Source organism: Oryzicola mucosus, assembly GCF_014534685.1.
In the GTDB taxonomy this organism is placed as follows: Bacteria; Pseudomonadota; Alphaproteobacteria; order Rhizobiales; family Rhizobiaceae; genus Oryzicola; species Oryzicola mucosus.
In genome coordinates this window covers 176,609-192,529 of the sequence record NZ_JACVVX010000003.1, presented here as the reverse complement: position 1 = coordinate 192,529, position 15,921 = coordinate 176,609, and the positions used below count along the sequence as shown (strand labels likewise).

The following is a 15,921-nucleotide window of genomic DNA, read 5'->3' as shown; positions in this document are numbered from 1 at the left end:
CGGTCTCAACATCTGGCACGCGACGGAAGCACCGTGAGGGTCATGTGGAGCGCTTGGTCAAACTGTCTTAAGACGCGACGGTAGCTCCAACCGGCGGGTTGTTGATATAGCGAGCACTGCTATCTTTCGGTTGTCCGCTCAGGCTACTTCAATAGACAAGCCCGCATCACCATGAGATGCGGGTGAATTTTTGCCGCTTTTCGCGCCTTCAACCAACTGAATGAACCGGGCAACTGTCGTTTGCCAACTCCAGCGCGCGACGGCCTCATCCCGCGGGCGAAAGGTATGCAACTCGCAAAGCATGTCGGACAGAGCCAGATGGAAATTTGCGGCAGACGAGGTTCTGCCTGTCACTGGCGTTATATATTGCAGACCACATGTCAGCGCCTCATTGGCGAGCACCGGCAGGCCGGCCAGCATATACTCGGTCAGGATCGCGGGCGCGCCGTCATCGACGCCGCACACCACGCCGATCTTCGCCAGATTCATCAACCTGTTGACCTCGACGAAATCGACGCCGGGAGGTCCAACAAAGTCGACGGAAATCCCGAGATTGGCGGCCTCGGACCGTAACGCGTGGCCGAGCTCGCCATAGCCGCAGACGCAGAGTGCGCGGGTCGAGCGCGGCAGTCTAGCCAGCGCCTCGAACAGGATGTCATGCCGTTTGTAGGCTTGCGCCGCGGCCACGTAGACGACATCGTAGATCTTTTCCAGTCCAAGCGGATAGAACGTCTCTGGTGATGCAAATTCAGGCCCAATCGGCATCACGGCAGTCGCCATATCCGGATGACGCGATTTGACCACGAGCGACTGCCATTCGGCCCCGGTCAGAACCAGATCGAAATGACGGCTGACCTCCGTCGGAATACGTAGGGCCGGGGCATCGATCGAGTTGTAGATTTTGACGCTGCTTTCGCACGCATGCAGGATCTCTTCATCGACACCGAGGCCCCAGACGCACAGGATATCGGGCGCACCAAAAGCCGCGATGTGGCCAAGCATATCGTTGGAAGCAAAGGGCCGCAGGCGCGTATCCGTCTTGAACGATCGCCGGATAAGCCCGGCCTGCGGGTGAGGTATTTGCGGCGGTTCGTCGCCGGCATAAAATGACCAGATCTCGCAGGCGTCGCAGAAACCCTGGTTGGCAATCGATAGGGGAAGCCGCTCCAGATAGCCACCAACGACCGCCGGCCGTTCGAGAACGCGAGTGGGTTCGGGGCCGCGTGCGCCGGAAAGCCAGGCTTGCTTGTATTCGTCGGTCGAATAATCGTCGCTCAGCGGCGAATGACCAAAGCAGAAGTCACTGATGACGACAATCCGTTTGATGCGGCCAGACACATCCTCATTCTGCGGCACGAATGCTCTCCTCACCGGTCGAGGTCGCCAAGCCGTGGATGCGGCAGAACCGGTCGATTGCATTGGCCAGAGGACGATGCACAGGGCGCGCGCCTCCAAACACCCGGTTTTCCATAAGCCCACTCGGACAATCCCGTTCGTCGTCCCATCCGACATGGTCGATGATCGGATAGAGGCAAAGGCCTTCGACGGGGATTCCGGCTCGGCGCGCAGCCATGGCATCCGAAGACACCGCGTCGAACCAGGCGGCGCGTCCGTTTCCTTCGGTGCCGGTTTCGGCAATCAGGATGGGCCGACCGTAGCGCGCATAGGTCTCTGCCAAAAGGACACGGAACGGCTTGTGAAGCGGATGGTCCGGCGTCATCGGTGGGCCGCCGTGAACCCATTGGTTGTCGAAGTAATAATTGACGCCAACGATATCCAGCAGTTCGGGAGAACCGCCAATCTGCGGCCACATCCGCCCGGCGATCATATCGCACGCTTGAAACTGGGCAAGTCGAGCGCCTTCCGCATGTAGCCGGTCATATGGCCGGTGCGGGTCGGCAACGATGCTGATGAGGGGCTCGCAATGGACGAAGCGCGCACGCGGATCGACGGCAAGGATCGCGCGCATCGCGGCAATAGAGGCGCGCGCAAGCTGGACCTTCAGCTCAAAACCGCGATGCCGCGAAAACGGATTGAGATAGTTGCCGTCGCCACCGCCCCAGGAATGAAACGAGATTTCGTTGATTGGACAATAGAAGGGCACTTCGTCTGAGGCGGATTTGACCACCTGCGCAGCAGCCGCTGCGTAAGCGGCGAAGCGATCCACGAAAGCTGGCGACCAAATGTCGAGATCGTCCGGCCAACCATAGTGCATAAGATCCCAGACGACCTGCGTTCTCGTGCTCTGCGCCGCGCGGAGCATTGGCAGGAAGCTGGACCAGTCGTACCGCCCAGGCGCCGTCTCGATCAGGTGCCATCGAAGGCCGTCTCGTACAGTTCGGATGTTGTGGCCACTCAACTGGCCATAGTCCGCTGCCGTGTGGGAGGCGTGATGGGTTGCCGCTAGCAAATCGAGCCTCCTCCCATTTCGCAGCTTATGCGTGGAACACTCGAAACCGCCTTGGACGAAGCTCGAAAACAGCGATGGTTCAGGGGCACTCCTGCGCTCCGCCAGTACCGTGCGGAACAAATCTTCCCATTTCGGAACGACGACCGCCGCGCTGTAGCTGTTTCGCACCTTATGCCACAACGCGCTGCCCAGTTGGGTCCGCAACCCGGCATCCCGCGCAAGCAGCCTGATCGCAGCCGCTACCGCTTTCGGGGCTTCATGCGGCACGAACAGGCCGGAGACTCCGTCTTCGATTTGCTGCATTGAGCCGTTGTCGGCGGTAGCGATGACCGGCAAACTTGCGGCCCCCGCTTCGGAGATGACGTGCGGCATGCCCTCGCCTCGCGACAGCCAGACGAAGATGTCCATCGCTTGCAAAAGCGCTGGCACATCTGTCCGATCGCCTAGGAATGTCAGCACATCGGAAAGGCCCGCTTGCTCCGCCTGACGCTTTAGCGTCTCCGCATAGTCAGGCATGAACGCATCCGGCCCGCCAACGATGACGAAGCGCACATCCGGCAGGTCCGCATGGACCAGGGCAGCTGCTTCTATGAAGTCCTCGACGCGCTTTTTAGGGTCGAGCCGGCCTACCCAACCCACAAGGATCGAAGTGCTGGCAATCCCCAACTCGGCGCGTTTGAGGGAGCGGCGATCCTCATGAAACTCCGACAGATCGACCATTGACGGGATTTCGAGCGCGTGAGCCTCGCGTCCTGGCATTTTCGACGCGGCTGCATCCCGGATCGACTGGCAAACGCCAACATAGCGACTTGTGAAGTGCTTAGGCCCGGCGAGCGCTTCCGACACCAGCCCGCCATGCTCGATGAGAGGAGGTCGCCATTGCAGCCGCTCAAGCGCGGGATAGATGTCGGCAACGTTCTGGCATGACACGATCACGTCGTAAGACGCGAGTTTGCTCGACAAATAGTCGACCGTGTCCTCGAATGACAATTGGTAGGGCGCAGTGTCGACATTGATGCCCAATGCCTCCAATTGCCGATGGGTCTGATCCGGCATGCCTGGCTTGCTGAAGCAGGCGACCACGTCGATCCGAAACTTTTTCGGGTCCAGCGTCCGTGCCAACAGGCGCACTTCCGTTTCCTCGCCGCCGACGACCAGCCACGCGAAGACGAACAGGACGCGAATCTGGTCCGATTTATCTGAGGTCATTGGTCGAAACTGAACACGATCTGGAGGAAGTCTGGGCGCTCGCTGACAAGCGTTTGAAGAAAGCGCGGCGCGTCATCAATGGGCACGACGTGGGTGATCATCTCCTGGCGGATCGCGTCGCCGTGACGTGACAGCAAGCTAATCGTCTCGGCGGAAAGCCGCCGACGGTCCCAGAGATGGTTAAGGCCGCGTGGGACCCGACCGATTTGTGCGCAGCGAATGCTAAGCCCATTGTGGTGAAATTCTTCACCAAGTCGCGTGTGTTCCGCACCGCCCTGGTAAAAGGCCAGATCGATGACCGTGCCTTGCGGGCGCAATGCGCGTAGAGCATTATGCAAGCTACCGGAATGAGCACGGGTCTGGAACACGATATCCGCCCCGCGTTCTGTAGGGCTATGACGCCAAACCGCTTTCGCGTGCTGCCACGCCTGCTCTTCGTCGAGCGCCGTTATGCCAAGTGCCTCGGCCTTCTCGCGGCGAAAGGCGGACGGATCGGCAAGTATCACGGTTGCACCAGCCTGCTTCGCAAACAGCGCCGTCAGCATGCCGACAGTGCCGCCGCCGACGACAACCACCGCCCGTCCTGCAATGCCCTCGCCAAGGTTGCGGACATCCCTGCCCAGCATTTCTGCATCGGCGTGCAGAATACCGTTGGCCGCAATCGGGCCCATCTGCGCGACGAAGATGCCGAGGATGGGATCGATGCCATCTGGCAAAGGGATCAGCGATTCATGGAAGGGGTCGGCCGTGTGTCCGGATTTGTGTCCGTAAGTGCTGCAGACGACCTCGCCTGTAGAAAAGGCCGCGTTGCGACTTTCCGAGACGCGCGCGACTTCCATGTAGCCGAGGAAAGGCACCGGAAAACGAGCGCTGGGCTCACCTTCGATGAAGAGGCCGCGGCCCTCATCCCACCGCGACCTGAGATAAGGGTTGGTGTCCTTGAAGAAGGTTAGCTCGGTTCCGGCGGAAAAGCCGCTGTAGAGCGCATCGAGCCTCACCTGCCCTTCTGAAGGAGGTCCTTCCTCATAGCTGGTGATGTAAGCGTTGCGCGGCGATTCCACGCCAAGAGAACGGATGGAGCGGTGTTCAGACATTGGCAGCCTTGGGTTCGTGCTGAATGCGGACCGGAAGCCCGGTGCGCGCCGAGTGGGCGATAGCGAGGGCGACGCGATGGGACATCAGCGCTTCGGAATATGGACTGCGGATTCGGTTCGGCAGGCCGCGAACGGCATCAATGAAATCGCGATCTTCACGATGAACGGGGTCCTCGCCGGCGCGGCGCGTGGGCCTTCCCTGCCCGACGTCGACCATGATCTCATGATCGGAAAGCTCGATCGCCATGCCGTTTCCAAAAATATGCAGGCCAACCCGATGGTTCCACCGCAACATACAGGTCGCCGCGAGCGTTCCGACGGTACCGTTTGCAAATTTCAGGCTGACGGCCATTCCGGTGGCGACATCCAAGCCGGGGAAATCCTCGCGCGGCTGGGCGTGCGAGGCTGCGGCGTAGACCTCGTCGATTTCGCCGACGAGGAAGCGCGCCACATCGATGACATGCGTGGCTTGCTCGACGATTTGCCCCCCGGATTTATTCTCGCGCCACCACCATTGCGGTGGGGGTGTCTGGTCGAGCCAATAGCCGGTGACAAGCTGGGGCGGGTTATGACGCAGCAGATCGCGTGCCTCTTCGACCGTATCGAGATAGCGCCAATGATAGCCAGCAGCGGTGATCAGGCCGCTCTCTTCGACAGCGCGAGCAATCTCCTCTGCGGTGTCGATCATCAACGACAGCGGCTTTTCCACGAAGAAGGGCAGCCCGGCTTCGATTGCCGCCTTTTCAGGATCGCCATGCGCAAAAGGTGGCACGCAAATATAGACCGCATCCAATTTTTCCCGATCCATAAGGTCTTGGTAGGTTGTGTAGGCCCGCGCACCGACCTTCGAAGCCAAGGCCTGGGCCCGGGTAAAATCCGGATCGGCGAAGCCAACGATTTCGACGTCCGGCATGTGCTGAAGTGTGCCGATATGCCGGTCGGCAATGCCGCCCGCACCTACGAAGCCGACACGCGTCGGCGCTCCATCCACACTCATGCGCTGTACGCTCCCTCTGCGAAGACGGCGCGATAAAGTGCTGCCGTCTCCGATGCCATCCTCATGGCAGTGAATTCATTTTCGTATCGGCGTCTGTTGCGGTGGCCGAGCAGCTCCCGCATTGCGCCATCGCGCAATGCGGTGCTGATCGTCTCAGCCAAGGCGACCGGTTCGCTTGGCTGAACGAGCCACGGATAGTCGGCACCCAACGCCTCCAAAGTGCCCCCGATGCGGGTCGCCACCACTGGCAGGTCAAGAGCCATCGCCTCAAGGACAACCAGCGGCAGCCCTTCGAACAGCGAGGCAAGGACGAAAACATCGGCTGCCGCCAACAGGTCCGGGGCATCGTCGCGTGTGCCAAGAAAACGGACTGAATTGGCGATGCCAAGTTCCGCTGCAGCCATCTCCATCGCAGGTCTTTCCGAACCGTCGCCGATCAAAACGAATTGCGCTTCGGGGACCTCCGCCAGCACATGAACGGCGGCGGAGAGCAGATGCTTGTAGCCCTTTTGTGCGGTGAAGCGCGCGATTGTGGCGACGACGGGCGCCTCGCGCGGAATTCCGAGCGTCGATCGCGTCTCGGAGCGGGCCCGCAACGGCCGAGGCCTCGCTATACCGTTGCGGATCGTCACCGACCGTCGCCCCGCCGCGCCTGCGCTGCGGTAGGTCTCATGCGTCGCTTCGGATACGAAGATCGTCTGATCGGCCTGTTCGATGCCGAGCAGGTGTGCTGCCTTCTGTTCCTCGTCGGTCAATACATAGGGAAGATGCTCGGTCCGGATCGTGGGTACGCCGGCCTGCCGGCCGGCGGCCACCAGCGCATGCCCTTCCCACGCCACGCCGGCATGAACATGCAACACCGCCGCCGACACCTCATGTAGCAAAGATGCTATCGGCGGACCGTCATCGGCCAATGGGAGCGTCTCACATCCAGCATTTCTTGCCCGCGCCATGAAACTTTTTGTGCTATCGGCATCGGGAAAAGCTAGCACGATTCGATAATGGTCCTTAAGTGTATCGGCGAGGGTAAGCATGTGCTCGCCGACGCCCGAAGGAGCCAAGCTATCGGTCGCCAACACGATAGTAGGGCTGGTATGCGCGTCCATGCTACTCGGCCGCCGTCGAAAATGCGCCGTTCAATTTTTGCTCAGTAGCTGAAAACCGGCGGAAGGTTGCCAGGGCCTGCCCAACTACCTGGTCCATATTGTAGTATTTATAGGTACCCAGCCTACCCACGAAGATGACGTCGTTCTGTTCGCGGGCCAGCGCCTCATACTGCTTGTAGAGAGCCTGATTTTCCGGCCGGGGAATAGGGTAGTACGGATCGCCTTCGGCGCGGGCGAATTCATAGGAAATGCTGGTTTGGCGATGCTGCTGCCCGGTCAGGTGCTTGTATTCGGTAATCCGTGTGTAAGGCACATCTAGCGACGGATAGTTGACGACTGCCACCGGCTGGAACTGCTCGCGATCATGAGTCTCGTGCTTGAATTCCAAGCTACGGTAAGGCAGCGGACCAAACCGGTGATCGAAATAGGCATCGATCGGACCGGTGAAGATTGTGCGCGGTGCGAGGTTCTTGCGATCAAGTTCATTGTAGTCGACCCCCGCCTCGATTTGAATGTTCGGATGGTCGAGCATATTTTCGAACATGCGTGTAAAGCCATCGGCGGGCATCGCCTGGTAGGTATCCAGAAAATATCGGTCGTCTGTCGAAGTCCGCGTTGGAACGCGAGCCGTCACCGACTTGTCCAACTCGGACGGATCAAGCCCCCACTGCTTTCGCGTATAGCCTTCAAAGAACGTTCGATAGAGATGACTCCCGACCTGCGAGATCACAACATCGCGTGAGGTCCGAATCTCAGGTGTCGGCTCCGCTTTGGTCTTGAGATACTCGGCCGCTGCCTGCTCATCCGCCAGATCGATGCCGTAGAGACCCTTCAGGGTCGTGCGATTGATCGGCATGGGCAGGAGCTTGTCCGCCACGCTTGCGAGCACACGGTGCTCATAAGGACGCCAGGCGGTGAAGCGAGAGAGGTAAGCGAAGATTTCCTCACTGTTCGTGTGGAAGATGTGCGGGCCATATTTATGAACAAGCACGCCCGCGGCGTCTTGGCAGTCATAGGCATTCCCCCCGATATGTGGGCGGCGGTCGCAGATCAGCACCCGCTTGCCCGAAGAGGCAAGACGCTCCGCAAGCACCGAACCAGCAAAACCCGCGCCAACGATCAGAAAATCATATGGATTTGCGCCGGCGGAACGTTTGATGACGGGAGCTTGAATGCTGATAGGCTTACCGGCCCGGCGATGCAGGGCTTCTTCGACCAGCGCCGACATTTGCAGGAATGTATCGTCCCAAGATATGGTCGCGAGCTTTTCATCCGCCGCGCCCAGCCATTGCGCTGGCTGCTTCGCCAAAGCGAGCGCCTCTTCACAAGCTTGAATAAACTGCCTGTTGTCGCCCGCGATAAGTACGCTGCCGAGGTCGCCGTAGTGCCGGATGACATCGGTTATAGCAGTCGAGACGACCGGTCGACCAGCAGCCAGATATTCCGGGGTTTTGGTGGGGCTGATAAAGCGTGTCGCCTCATTAAGGGCGAAGGGCATGAGCGCAATGTCCCATCCCGCCACATAAGCCGGAAGCTCGGCATAGTCCTTACGGCCGAGGTAATAGATATTGGCTGCACGAGGCAACTGAGTCTCGTCGATCTTTGCCAGAGGCCCTACCATGACAAGCGACCAGTGGGGCCGGGCCGCGGCAACTTCAGCGAGCAAACTCAAGTCGATCCGCTCGTCGATAACGCCGTAATAGCCAAGTATCGGACCACCGATCTTACGCTGGTCATCTGGCTTGATGCTTGAAGTGCGTGCTGCGGCGAAGTGCGCCACATCTACACTCGAGGGGAAGGGGTGGATATTGTCGTGCTGGGCCCGCTTAGCCTCATAGATGCTATAGCCGCCCGTGAAGACGACATCGGCGCGGCGCATCAATTGTTGCTCGTTCTGGCGCAGTTCCGGCGGCGCGTAGCGAAAATTGGAAAGCTCGTCCATGCAATCGTAGACGACTGCCGCCGCATCGACATGCGCTGCGAAGGGGAACATCATTGGCGTGTAGAACCACAGAATCGGTTTCCTCGCGCCCTGAAGCGCGAGAAGTTGGTCGAGCAAGCCGGACATTGCCTTCTGCAGGCGCTCGCCATGCCAATCCTGCGGGACGCGTGGCCTGACTGCGATCACGGACGTGTCATCGAACGCGTGGAATTCGAGATAGGGCAGATGATGGTTGGTGGGAATGTACTCCTCGAAAAAGAATACGCGCCCGGATTTGCCAAAGCGCCGCATCAAATGCTGTGGACGCTGAAGAACGAAGTCCCACCGCAGATGGGAAAAGCAGATGATGGGAGGGGTCGACGTCTCGAGGCTTGAGGATGTAGCGGCGTTCAAAACAGATTCCTTCAAAGTCATCTCGGGCCCACCACGCTGTTTTGGAAAGCACGAAACCACGACCGCTCCAGGGAGATGAACCCAAGAGCCGCGAATTGCACGTACCGGCTGTATTGGAATGTTGTCGATCAAACCGCTGTAGTTGCGGCGGCTAAGATTGTCTCAGCATGCCGCAGAGCGGGCCTAAACCATTCGTCTCTCAACCCTACCAGCGGGCACAGCCCGACAGGTTATGAAGAAGCGAGACTTGGATAAAAATCCAAGTTTGTGAGTGTGGGGCGCAAAACATATTCGTGTATATTTTCGACCATGACTGCCTCGTCTCGCACCAGATGGGGATTGTGAGAGAGGAACGCTCGAATAAGAGCCCTGTTCCCTATAAGATTTGACATAGGAGAAGTGGCCAGACAGAAACCGCAGAGAGAGGTCGCGCAAGGCGAAAATAGGATTCCCGATGCAAATCGGTGGGTTTTATGGCCTACCGCCGAGCGCAGAGAGTGCTGCCTCGAGCTTTAGCCATTCCGCGAATTTCTTGACCGGTTCGGTCCTTTCCCGGCGCGCTGGAACGACGATGAAATAGCCGTTGCGGGTTGCCATGGCGTGAGACGTTATGCGGACAAGTCTGTTCTGGTCCAGCAAATCCTGAACAAGCCGCCGCCAACCAAGGGCAATACCTTGCCCATTCAACGCAGCATGAATGGTTTCGGCATAGAAGCTGCAGCGCATTCCCGATGAGCGCTTCGGAGCTTGAACCGAGAACGCTGCGAGCCATTCGTTCCAGCCGGTCCAGCTAGGATCGTTCGTGTCGTAGGAAATGAGGGGGTGACGCACCAGATCAGTCAAATCCACGTACTCGCCCAGCCGATCTGCGTATTCCGGACTGCATACTGGAAATATTTCATCGTCGAACAGGAAATCGGCCTTTCCATCGGGCCACATGCCGTTGCCATAGCGAATGGCGATATCGACATCGCCTTCCATGCCCGGGGTTTTATCCTGCGATATGATCCTCATTCTGACCTCGGGATACTGCCGCGAGAAGCCGGATACTTTTGGCAAAAGCCAGAATTGCGAAAACGACACTGTCGCCGATATGGCGAGCTCTTCGTCAGAGTCTCTGGTCAGGCTGGAAATTGTTTCGGCAATAGCATTGAGCGCATTCGTTGTGGAAGACGACAGCAAAAGGCCTTTCTCGGTAAGCTCTATCCGGCGGTGAAGCCTGTGGAACAACGGAAATCCCAGCGACCCTTCCAGCAGATGAATCTGCCGACTGACAGCCGCCTGAGTGACACCCAATTCCGCCGCTGCCTTGGTGAAGCTTGCAAGACGCGCCGCCGCCTCGAAGACGGTAAGCCCGGTCATTGGAGGAAGTCGCGTCTTCAGTGCAGCCATCGTTCAAAGCTCCAGGATATCGACGCCAATCGCAGCCGCTCGCACTACGGGATTTCGCTTCTTAACATTACTTTTCTTTATGCGAAACAGGCTCATTTATGCCGTTGAGCCCTACAGTCTCTGATGTAAGCATGATCTTGAAATGACCTCAGGGAATGTCATGCTGGACAGAGTGTCGCCAACTATCACCTCGCTTCTCAACGCTCGTTTACAAGGGCACTCGCTGCCCGCCGGGCTCTACACGCGCGAAGATGTCTTCGAGGCGGATATCGATGTGTTCTTCCGCAAACACTGGATTTGCGTCGGACTTGAGTGCGACGTTCCGGAACCCGGTGATGCGACGGTCATAGACATCGGCGCCAGCAGTTTGATTCTGCTGCGCGACGACGACGGGGCAATTCGGGTCATGCACAATGTCTGCCGTCATCGCGGCTCGCGGCTGCTCGACGCAGGTACGACAATCGTGTCCAGGCTTGTTTGCCCCTATCATCAGTGGACTTACGAACTTTCGGGAGAACTCGTTTACGCGCCGCATATGGGGCTCGACTTCGACAAGGAATGCCGTTCGCTCAAGCAGATCGCGTTCCGGTCGATTGGCGGACTTATCTATGTCTGTTTGTCAGACGAACCGCCAGCGGACATAAACCGGCTTGAGGAGGTCATGTCGAAGCGCTTGGCGCCCTATGAGGTCGGCAACGCAAAAGTTGCCCATCAATGCGACGTCATCGAACACGGCAACTGGAAACTCACGCTGGAAAACAACCGTGAATGCTACCATTGCTCGGCAAACCATCCGGAACTCTGCGTGTCGTTCGTCGATCTCGATTTCGGGTTCGACCCGGAGAGCCTGAGTCCGGAAGACAAGGCACAGGCGGAAGAGCATCTCGCTCTTTATGCCGAGCGAACCGCCTCATGGGAGAGAGAGGGATATCCGTCCGAGGCCGTCGAACAGTTGGTGGATTGTGCCACAAACTTCCGCACGCAGCGCCTGATTATTTCAGGCGCTGGAGAGTCTCAGACTCCCGACGCCACAGCGGCGTGCTCGAAGCTGCTTGGAACCATGACCCGGAAAGATCTCGGCGACACCCATTTGTGGGGGCACAACAGTTGGAAACACTTCATGGGCGACCATGCAGTTGTGTCGATCGTCATTCCGCTGTCCGCCGGAAAGACGCTGGTGCGGACAAAGTGGCTGGTTCACAAGGATGCCGTGGAAGGCATCGACTACGATCTGGACAAGCTGACGAGCGTTTGGCTGGCGACAACCGAACAGGACGCTGATCTGGTCTCACGATCACAGGCTGGCGTTGCCGATCCGGCATATGTGCCGGGTCCATACTCTCCCTTCTCCGAAACGAACCTCGAAAAGTTTGCGACATGGTATGTCGATCGGATGCGGGCGAATGGATACTAGAACACTGTCGCCGACACTCGAAGACGTATGGGCAACGCGCTTCTGGGACTCAGAACGTGACGATACTTTGGTGTGCCTGGATGTCCACCAGGAGACCCACGACGTAAAAACGTTCACCTTTGCATCGGCCGATGGCAAGCTGTTCAATTTCAAAGCCGGACAGTACTTTCTGTTCGATTTCAACTTTGGCTTTGAAGAGGAAAGCCGGTGCTACAGCATCTCCTCGTCACCCCAGCGCAACACCACTTTCTCGATAACGGTCAAGCGCGTCGCCGGTGGCCGTATCTCGAACTGGATGCACGACAATTTTGTGCAAGGCTCTCAGATCAAGGCGCAGGGCCCTCTGGGCACTTTCATCCGTCCGACTGCCGGTAACAAAAAATTCCTGCTGCTTTCGGGCGGCTCTGGGATCACGCCTGTCATGTCCATGGTCAGGGAGTTGGCGGACACTTGCGAACAGGCCGATGTGATCTTTGTCCATGCCGCGCGCACGCCAAAGGACCTGATCTTTCGGGACGAACTTGCCAGCCTGGCGGGCAGGCTCAAGCATCTGCGCCTCCATTTTTTGCCGGAGCACATAACAGGAGAGCCGGCGTGGCCCGGCTTGGCTGGAAGGATCTCACCTGAGTTTTTCAAGCTGGCGGTGCCAGACTTGAGCGAGCGCATCGTCATGTGCTGCGGGCCGATGCCTTTCATGTCGGCCGCCCGCACAATAGCAGCCGACGCCGGGGTTCCGCCTTCGCATTATATCGAGGAGAGCTTCGAAGCAGCGATACTGGACATTGCTCCGAAGGTTGAAGCGGAGGCTGCGAAGACGACGGTATTCGCAATTGAGTTTGCAAAACAAGCGCGCAGGATCGACGTATCGAGCGAGCAGACGGTGTTGTCGTCAGCCAAAAAAGCAGGCATCAGGATTCCATCATCCTGCGCAAATGGCGTTTGCGGCACCTGCAAATCCAAACTGGTGTCCGGCGCGGTCGACATGAAGCACAACGGAGGAATCCGGCAACGGGAAATCGACGCGGGTTTCTTCCTTCCCTGTTGCTCAAAGCCGATCAGCGATCTTGTCATCGACCGTTAGAAGACGTTCGATGAGTGCCCCCTGGAGGACTGGGTCCATCCTCCTGACAACGTCTCGTCGGACATTTACCAATCGTTTCCTCGAATGAGCCAATATTCGATGAGGAAGGCAGATTGGGGTGAACACTATGGAAACTGTTCGGGCAACGTTGGAACACACGCCTTGGTGGGTGTTTGTGATCCTTGTCTACATCGTTACAATTGGCATCAAAACGCTTAGAACGCGCGTCGTGGCGTTCTATCAACTGGCTATTGCACCCACTATTTTCGCTATCTGGGGCATCTACACCTTGTTCCACTATTTCGGACTAGAACCGCTGTGGATGGTCATATTTGCAGTTGCGGTTTTGGCGGGTTTTGGCGTGGGATGGTTCATTTCACGCACTGGCGAACTCCGGCCGGTTGGGGCAGGCCAAGTTGAAATATCGGGAAATCCCATTACGCTGATCGTCGTATTGACACTCTTCGTCTTGAAATACGCCCTCGGCTATTGGATTGCTACTGTCCCCGGGGCCAACCAGACATTCGAGTTTTTGCTTATCGATGCCGGGGTGACCGGCGTGGCCATCGGCATTTTCATTGGTCGCTTTGCCGGCCTCTATCAGCGCTATAAGCTCGCCTCGCCCGTGCCAGGTTCACGCTAATCTGCGTCCGACCTGCGAGGTCGGCTTCAACCAATGCGTCCGAGGCCTATTTTCAGGCCTCGACCAACGCTTTAAGAAGTTGCCGCTGTCTGGGCGGCTGCGATGGCCTGCTCGATGAGCGGATGAAAGGCGCCGCGTGCCACCAGATGGGCAGCCACGAAATGATCCTCACACCCGTCGACTGGCACCAGGGTGACGCTGGCGAACTGCCGCAGTCGCGCCGCATTCGCACGATCCTTTGCATTTTCCGCACCGTATACGTGCATAATACGAAGGGAAGCGCTCCTGCTTAGCAGATCGAGTAGATCACTTGTTTCTTCCGGCAACATACGGGAAAGATAGTATTGAGTGAAACGCTTGGCTTGGTCGCCTTGCACCGCCAGTCTGGTTGGACCAGAGAGCGAGACGGCCATTCGCGCACCGGCCAACGCTCCGTAGCGCATCGCTGACCAGCCCCCGAGCGACCCGCCAAAGGTTATCATCGGCATAGGGCCTAGACCCGAGCACAAAGCCGTCAGCGCGGATATGGTGGACGCCTCGTCAGGCCCAAGGCTAGGCACCCCGGCGGTGAAGGCGCTCCACCGGTTGTCCCGCAGATAGACGACATTGATCGGATGTTCCTGAAGCAGCACGTCGAGATGGGTCAAGGGAATATTGCCAAGGCCACCATGCAGCCCGGCCATCACGACCACGGTCGCCTTGGCCGAAGGCGTCTCGATGACGTGGACATCCCTGGTGGGATCGTTAGAGAAACGTGCCCGGGCGTCCCATTCCTCGGCCGGCATCGCTTCGAGCACGCCTAAAAGTCGCTGCGCCTCGAAACCCACCAGCGGGTCGTCGTGAAGGTTGCGCAGCGTAGCCCGCGCACGCGGGGTATCGTTCCGGCGCAGGCAAGCCAACGCGAACTGATAGTGCCATCGTCCGTCGACCGAGTTTGCACGCGTGAAGCCAGTGAGGTGGTCGAACAGGCTCTGATCCTCGGCTTCGGGAATGACCGCCCGATTGTAGCGTTGAACGATCGTGGCATCGGTGGGCCACTGCAGGATTGCTTGCCGCATCGTCTCCGTTACATCGTCCTGATTGCCGCAGATTGACGCGACGATGTTTGCGCGGCGAACAAGATCCTTCCGGTCGGGATTCGCCGCGAGTTGACGCTTGGCCAGCGCCAGCGAGCCCTTCGCATCGCCACCGAGGATCAGCATGTTGACCTGCATCGACTCGGCTTCGGGCGGCAAGGAGCCATGCTCCAGCGCCTTCTCGAGATATCTCGCGGCTTCGACATGTTGTCTTTGGCGCGTCACCAGGGTGGCAAGCTTGACCAACACGAAGCGGTCATCCGGCTTGTCCTGCAAAAGTCCTAGGAGAAACGGTTTAAGCTCCTCTGGATCTTTCCACTCCCTCACCATGGTAGCGAGCGCCCCCCGCCGGGTCGCTTCCGGGAGAGAGGAGTGCCATATTTGTTCGCGGAACAGCAGCGCGGCGCCTTGGATATCCCTGTCGGACAAACGAAAACGGAACGCGCGCAGAGCAAACCATGGATCATCGGGAAACTGGTCCCGCGCCAGGTCGAGGATGGCGCGCGCCAACTCCCGCTCCCCGCGCTTTTCGTGAAAATCATGCTTCAGCGCATAGAGGCGGCGCACTTCCGGGGCCGCGCTCAGAGCCCTTTCGAGGGCACGGCCGAACACATCGTCCCATTCCACCGCATTAAGCAGCGCCTTGATGCGCAGGGCATTTGCCGCGCTCGGAAGCGACGCGAGGGCCTCGGCCTGCTCAAGCCATTCGAGAGCCCCCGCATAGTTTTCGCGCTCTACAGCAAACGCGGCGAGATAGATCAGGATCTCCGCACTGCCGGGCTCCACCTTCAGCAGTCGAAGCAGCGTCTGTTGAGAAAATTCGTCATCGACAGAAGATGCCAGCAATTCGTCCAGGCACCGCCGGCGTATACTGGCGTCGGGAAGGGAAGGCCAAAGCACATCGCAAAGCAGATCGGCGGCCACATCGAGCTCATCGTCCTCGACAGCGACGCGGAATGCTATCAGGGCAATGTCCGGGCTTTCGGGGAATTGGTCCAACGCTGCTTTCAATTCTGCGCGCAAGGATTCTCGCTTATCCGAGGCTTCGAGAGCACGAAGTCTCCCAATACGGTCATCGAAGCCGCCGGACAGATAGCCTGGAGCGTGCTCTGTCTTCGCGCTCATGTCCAATCTCCTTCGAGGAAGCTTCGTTGCAACGCCGGT

11 protein-coding genes are annotated in these 15,921 nt (G+C 58.6%); 3 read left to right on the top strand and 8 right to left on the bottom strand.

Features of this window, described 5'->3' with window-relative positions; all coding sequences use genetic code 11:
* Positions 1-138 precede the first annotated feature (138 nt).
* From ICI42_RS11160 to ICI42_RS11140, 7 genes are all read right to left on the bottom strand, one after another.
* A complete protein-coding gene (locus ICI42_RS11160) occupies positions 139-1,356 on the bottom strand; it encodes a glycosyltransferase (RefSeq protein WP_330999151.1) in 1,218 nt (405 codons plus the stop codon).
* Positions 1,343-3,619, bottom strand: a complete 2,277-nt coding sequence (locus ICI42_RS11155; protein WP_188164650.1) for a glycosyltransferase family 4 protein — start codon at positions 3,617-3,619, stop codon at positions 1,343-1,345. The genes ICI42_RS11160 and ICI42_RS11155 overlap by 14 nt, the downstream gene beginning before the upstream one ends.
* The gene (locus ICI42_RS23645; RefSeq protein ID WP_230980282.1) at positions 3,616-4,713 is read right to left on the bottom strand and encodes a zinc-dependent alcohol dehydrogenase; all 1,098 of its coding nucleotides are present in this window, start codon (positions 4,711-4,713) and stop codon (positions 3,616-3,618) included. The genes ICI42_RS11155 and ICI42_RS23645 overlap by 4 nt, the downstream gene beginning before the upstream one ends.
* Positions 4,706-5,710, bottom strand: coding sequence for a Gfo/Idh/MocA family protein (locus tag ICI42_RS23640; RefSeq protein WP_230980281.1), 1,005 nt, complete (start codon positions 5,708-5,710; stop codon positions 4,706-4,708). The genes ICI42_RS23645 and ICI42_RS23640 overlap by 8 nt, the downstream gene beginning before the upstream one ends.
* Positions 5,707-6,816: a glycosyltransferase family 4 protein gene (locus tag ICI42_RS23635; RefSeq protein ID WP_269140766.1), complete on the bottom strand. Its 1,110-nt coding sequence runs from the start codon at positions 6,814-6,816 to the stop codon at positions 5,707-5,709. The genes ICI42_RS23640 and ICI42_RS23635 overlap by 4 nt, the downstream gene beginning before the upstream one ends.
* A 1-nt stretch (position 6,817) precedes the next feature.
* Positions 6,818-9,172, bottom strand: coding sequence for a UDP-galactopyranose mutase (glf, locus tag ICI42_RS11145; protein ID WP_407945150.1), 2,355 nt, complete (start codon positions 9,170-9,172; stop codon positions 6,818-6,820).
* A gap of 450 nt (positions 9,173-9,622) precedes the next feature.
* Complete coding sequence (locus ICI42_RS11140; RefSeq protein ID WP_269140770.1) at positions 9,623-10,513, bottom strand: LysR substrate-binding domain-containing protein; 891 nt, start codon at positions 10,511-10,513, stop codon at positions 9,623-9,625.
* 190 nt (positions 10,514-10,703) lie between these two features.
* Here ICI42_RS11140 and ICI42_RS11135 point away from each other — a divergent pair, with 190 nt between their 5' ends.
* From ICI42_RS11135 to ICI42_RS11125, 3 genes are all read left to right on the top strand, one after another.
* Entirely contained in the window at positions 10,704-11,957 is a 1,254-nt protein-coding gene (locus tag ICI42_RS11135) for an aromatic ring-hydroxylating oxygenase subunit alpha (protein ID WP_188165049.1), read from the top strand.
* The gene (locus ICI42_RS11130) at positions 11,947-13,038 is read left to right on the top strand and encodes a hybrid-cluster NAD(P)-dependent oxidoreductase (RefSeq protein ID WP_230980279.1); all 1,092 of its coding nucleotides are present in this window, start codon (positions 11,947-11,949) and stop codon (positions 13,036-13,038) included. The genes ICI42_RS11135 and ICI42_RS11130 overlap by 11 nt, the downstream gene beginning before the upstream one ends.
* Before the next feature lie 127 nt (positions 13,039-13,165).
* Positions 13,166-13,681 carry a DUF6622 family protein gene (locus ICI42_RS11125; RefSeq protein WP_188164647.1) on the top strand — a complete coding sequence of 172 codons (516 nt, stop codon included), beginning with the start codon at positions 13,166-13,168 and terminating at the stop codon, positions 13,679-13,681.
* Between the two features lie 71 nt (positions 13,682-13,752).
* Here ICI42_RS11125 and ICI42_RS11120 read toward each other — a convergent pair whose 3' ends face one another.
* Complete coding sequence (locus tag ICI42_RS11120) at positions 13,753-15,882, bottom strand: tetratricopeptide repeat protein (protein WP_188164646.1); 2,130 nt, start codon at positions 15,880-15,882, stop codon at positions 13,753-13,755.
* Positions 15,883-15,921: the final 39 nt, after the last annotated feature.

Coding starts and splice junctions, on each gene's coding strand:
- ICI42_RS23635 (WP_269140766.1), bottom strand. CDS start 6,816: ATGGACGCGCATACCAGCCCTACTATCGTGTTGGCGACCGATAGCTTG.
- glf (WP_407945150.1), bottom strand. CDS start 9,172: ATGACTTTGAAGGAATCTGTTTTGAACGCCGCTACATCCTCAAGCCTC.
- ICI42_RS11130 (WP_230980279.1), top strand. CDS start 11,947: ATGGATACTAGAACACTGTCGCCGACACTCGAAGACGTATGGGCAACG.
- ICI42_RS23645 (WP_230980282.1), bottom strand. CDS start 4,713: ATGTCTGAACACCGCTCCATCCGTTCTCTTGGCGTGGAATCGCCGCGC.
- ICI42_RS11135 (WP_188165049.1), top strand. CDS start 10,704: ATGCTGGACAGAGTGTCGCCAACTATCACCTCGCTTCTCAACGCTCGT.
- ICI42_RS11120 (WP_188164646.1), bottom strand. CDS start 15,882: ATGAGCGCGAAGACAGAGCACGCTCCAGGCTATCTGTCCGGCGGCTTC.
- ICI42_RS11140 (WP_269140770.1), bottom strand. CDS start 10,513: ATGACCGGGCTTACCGTCTTCGAGGCGGCGGCGCGTCTTGCAAGCTTC.
- ICI42_RS11155 (WP_188164650.1), bottom strand. CDS start 3,619: ATGACCTCAGATAAATCGGACCAGATTCGCGTCCTGTTCGTCTTCGCG.
- ICI42_RS11125 (WP_188164647.1), top strand. CDS start 13,166: ATGGAAACTGTTCGGGCAACGTTGGAACACACGCCTTGGTGGGTGTTT.
- ICI42_RS23640 (WP_230980281.1), bottom strand. CDS start 5,710: ATGAGTGTGGATGGAGCGCCGACGCGTGTCGGCTTCGTAGGTGCGGGC.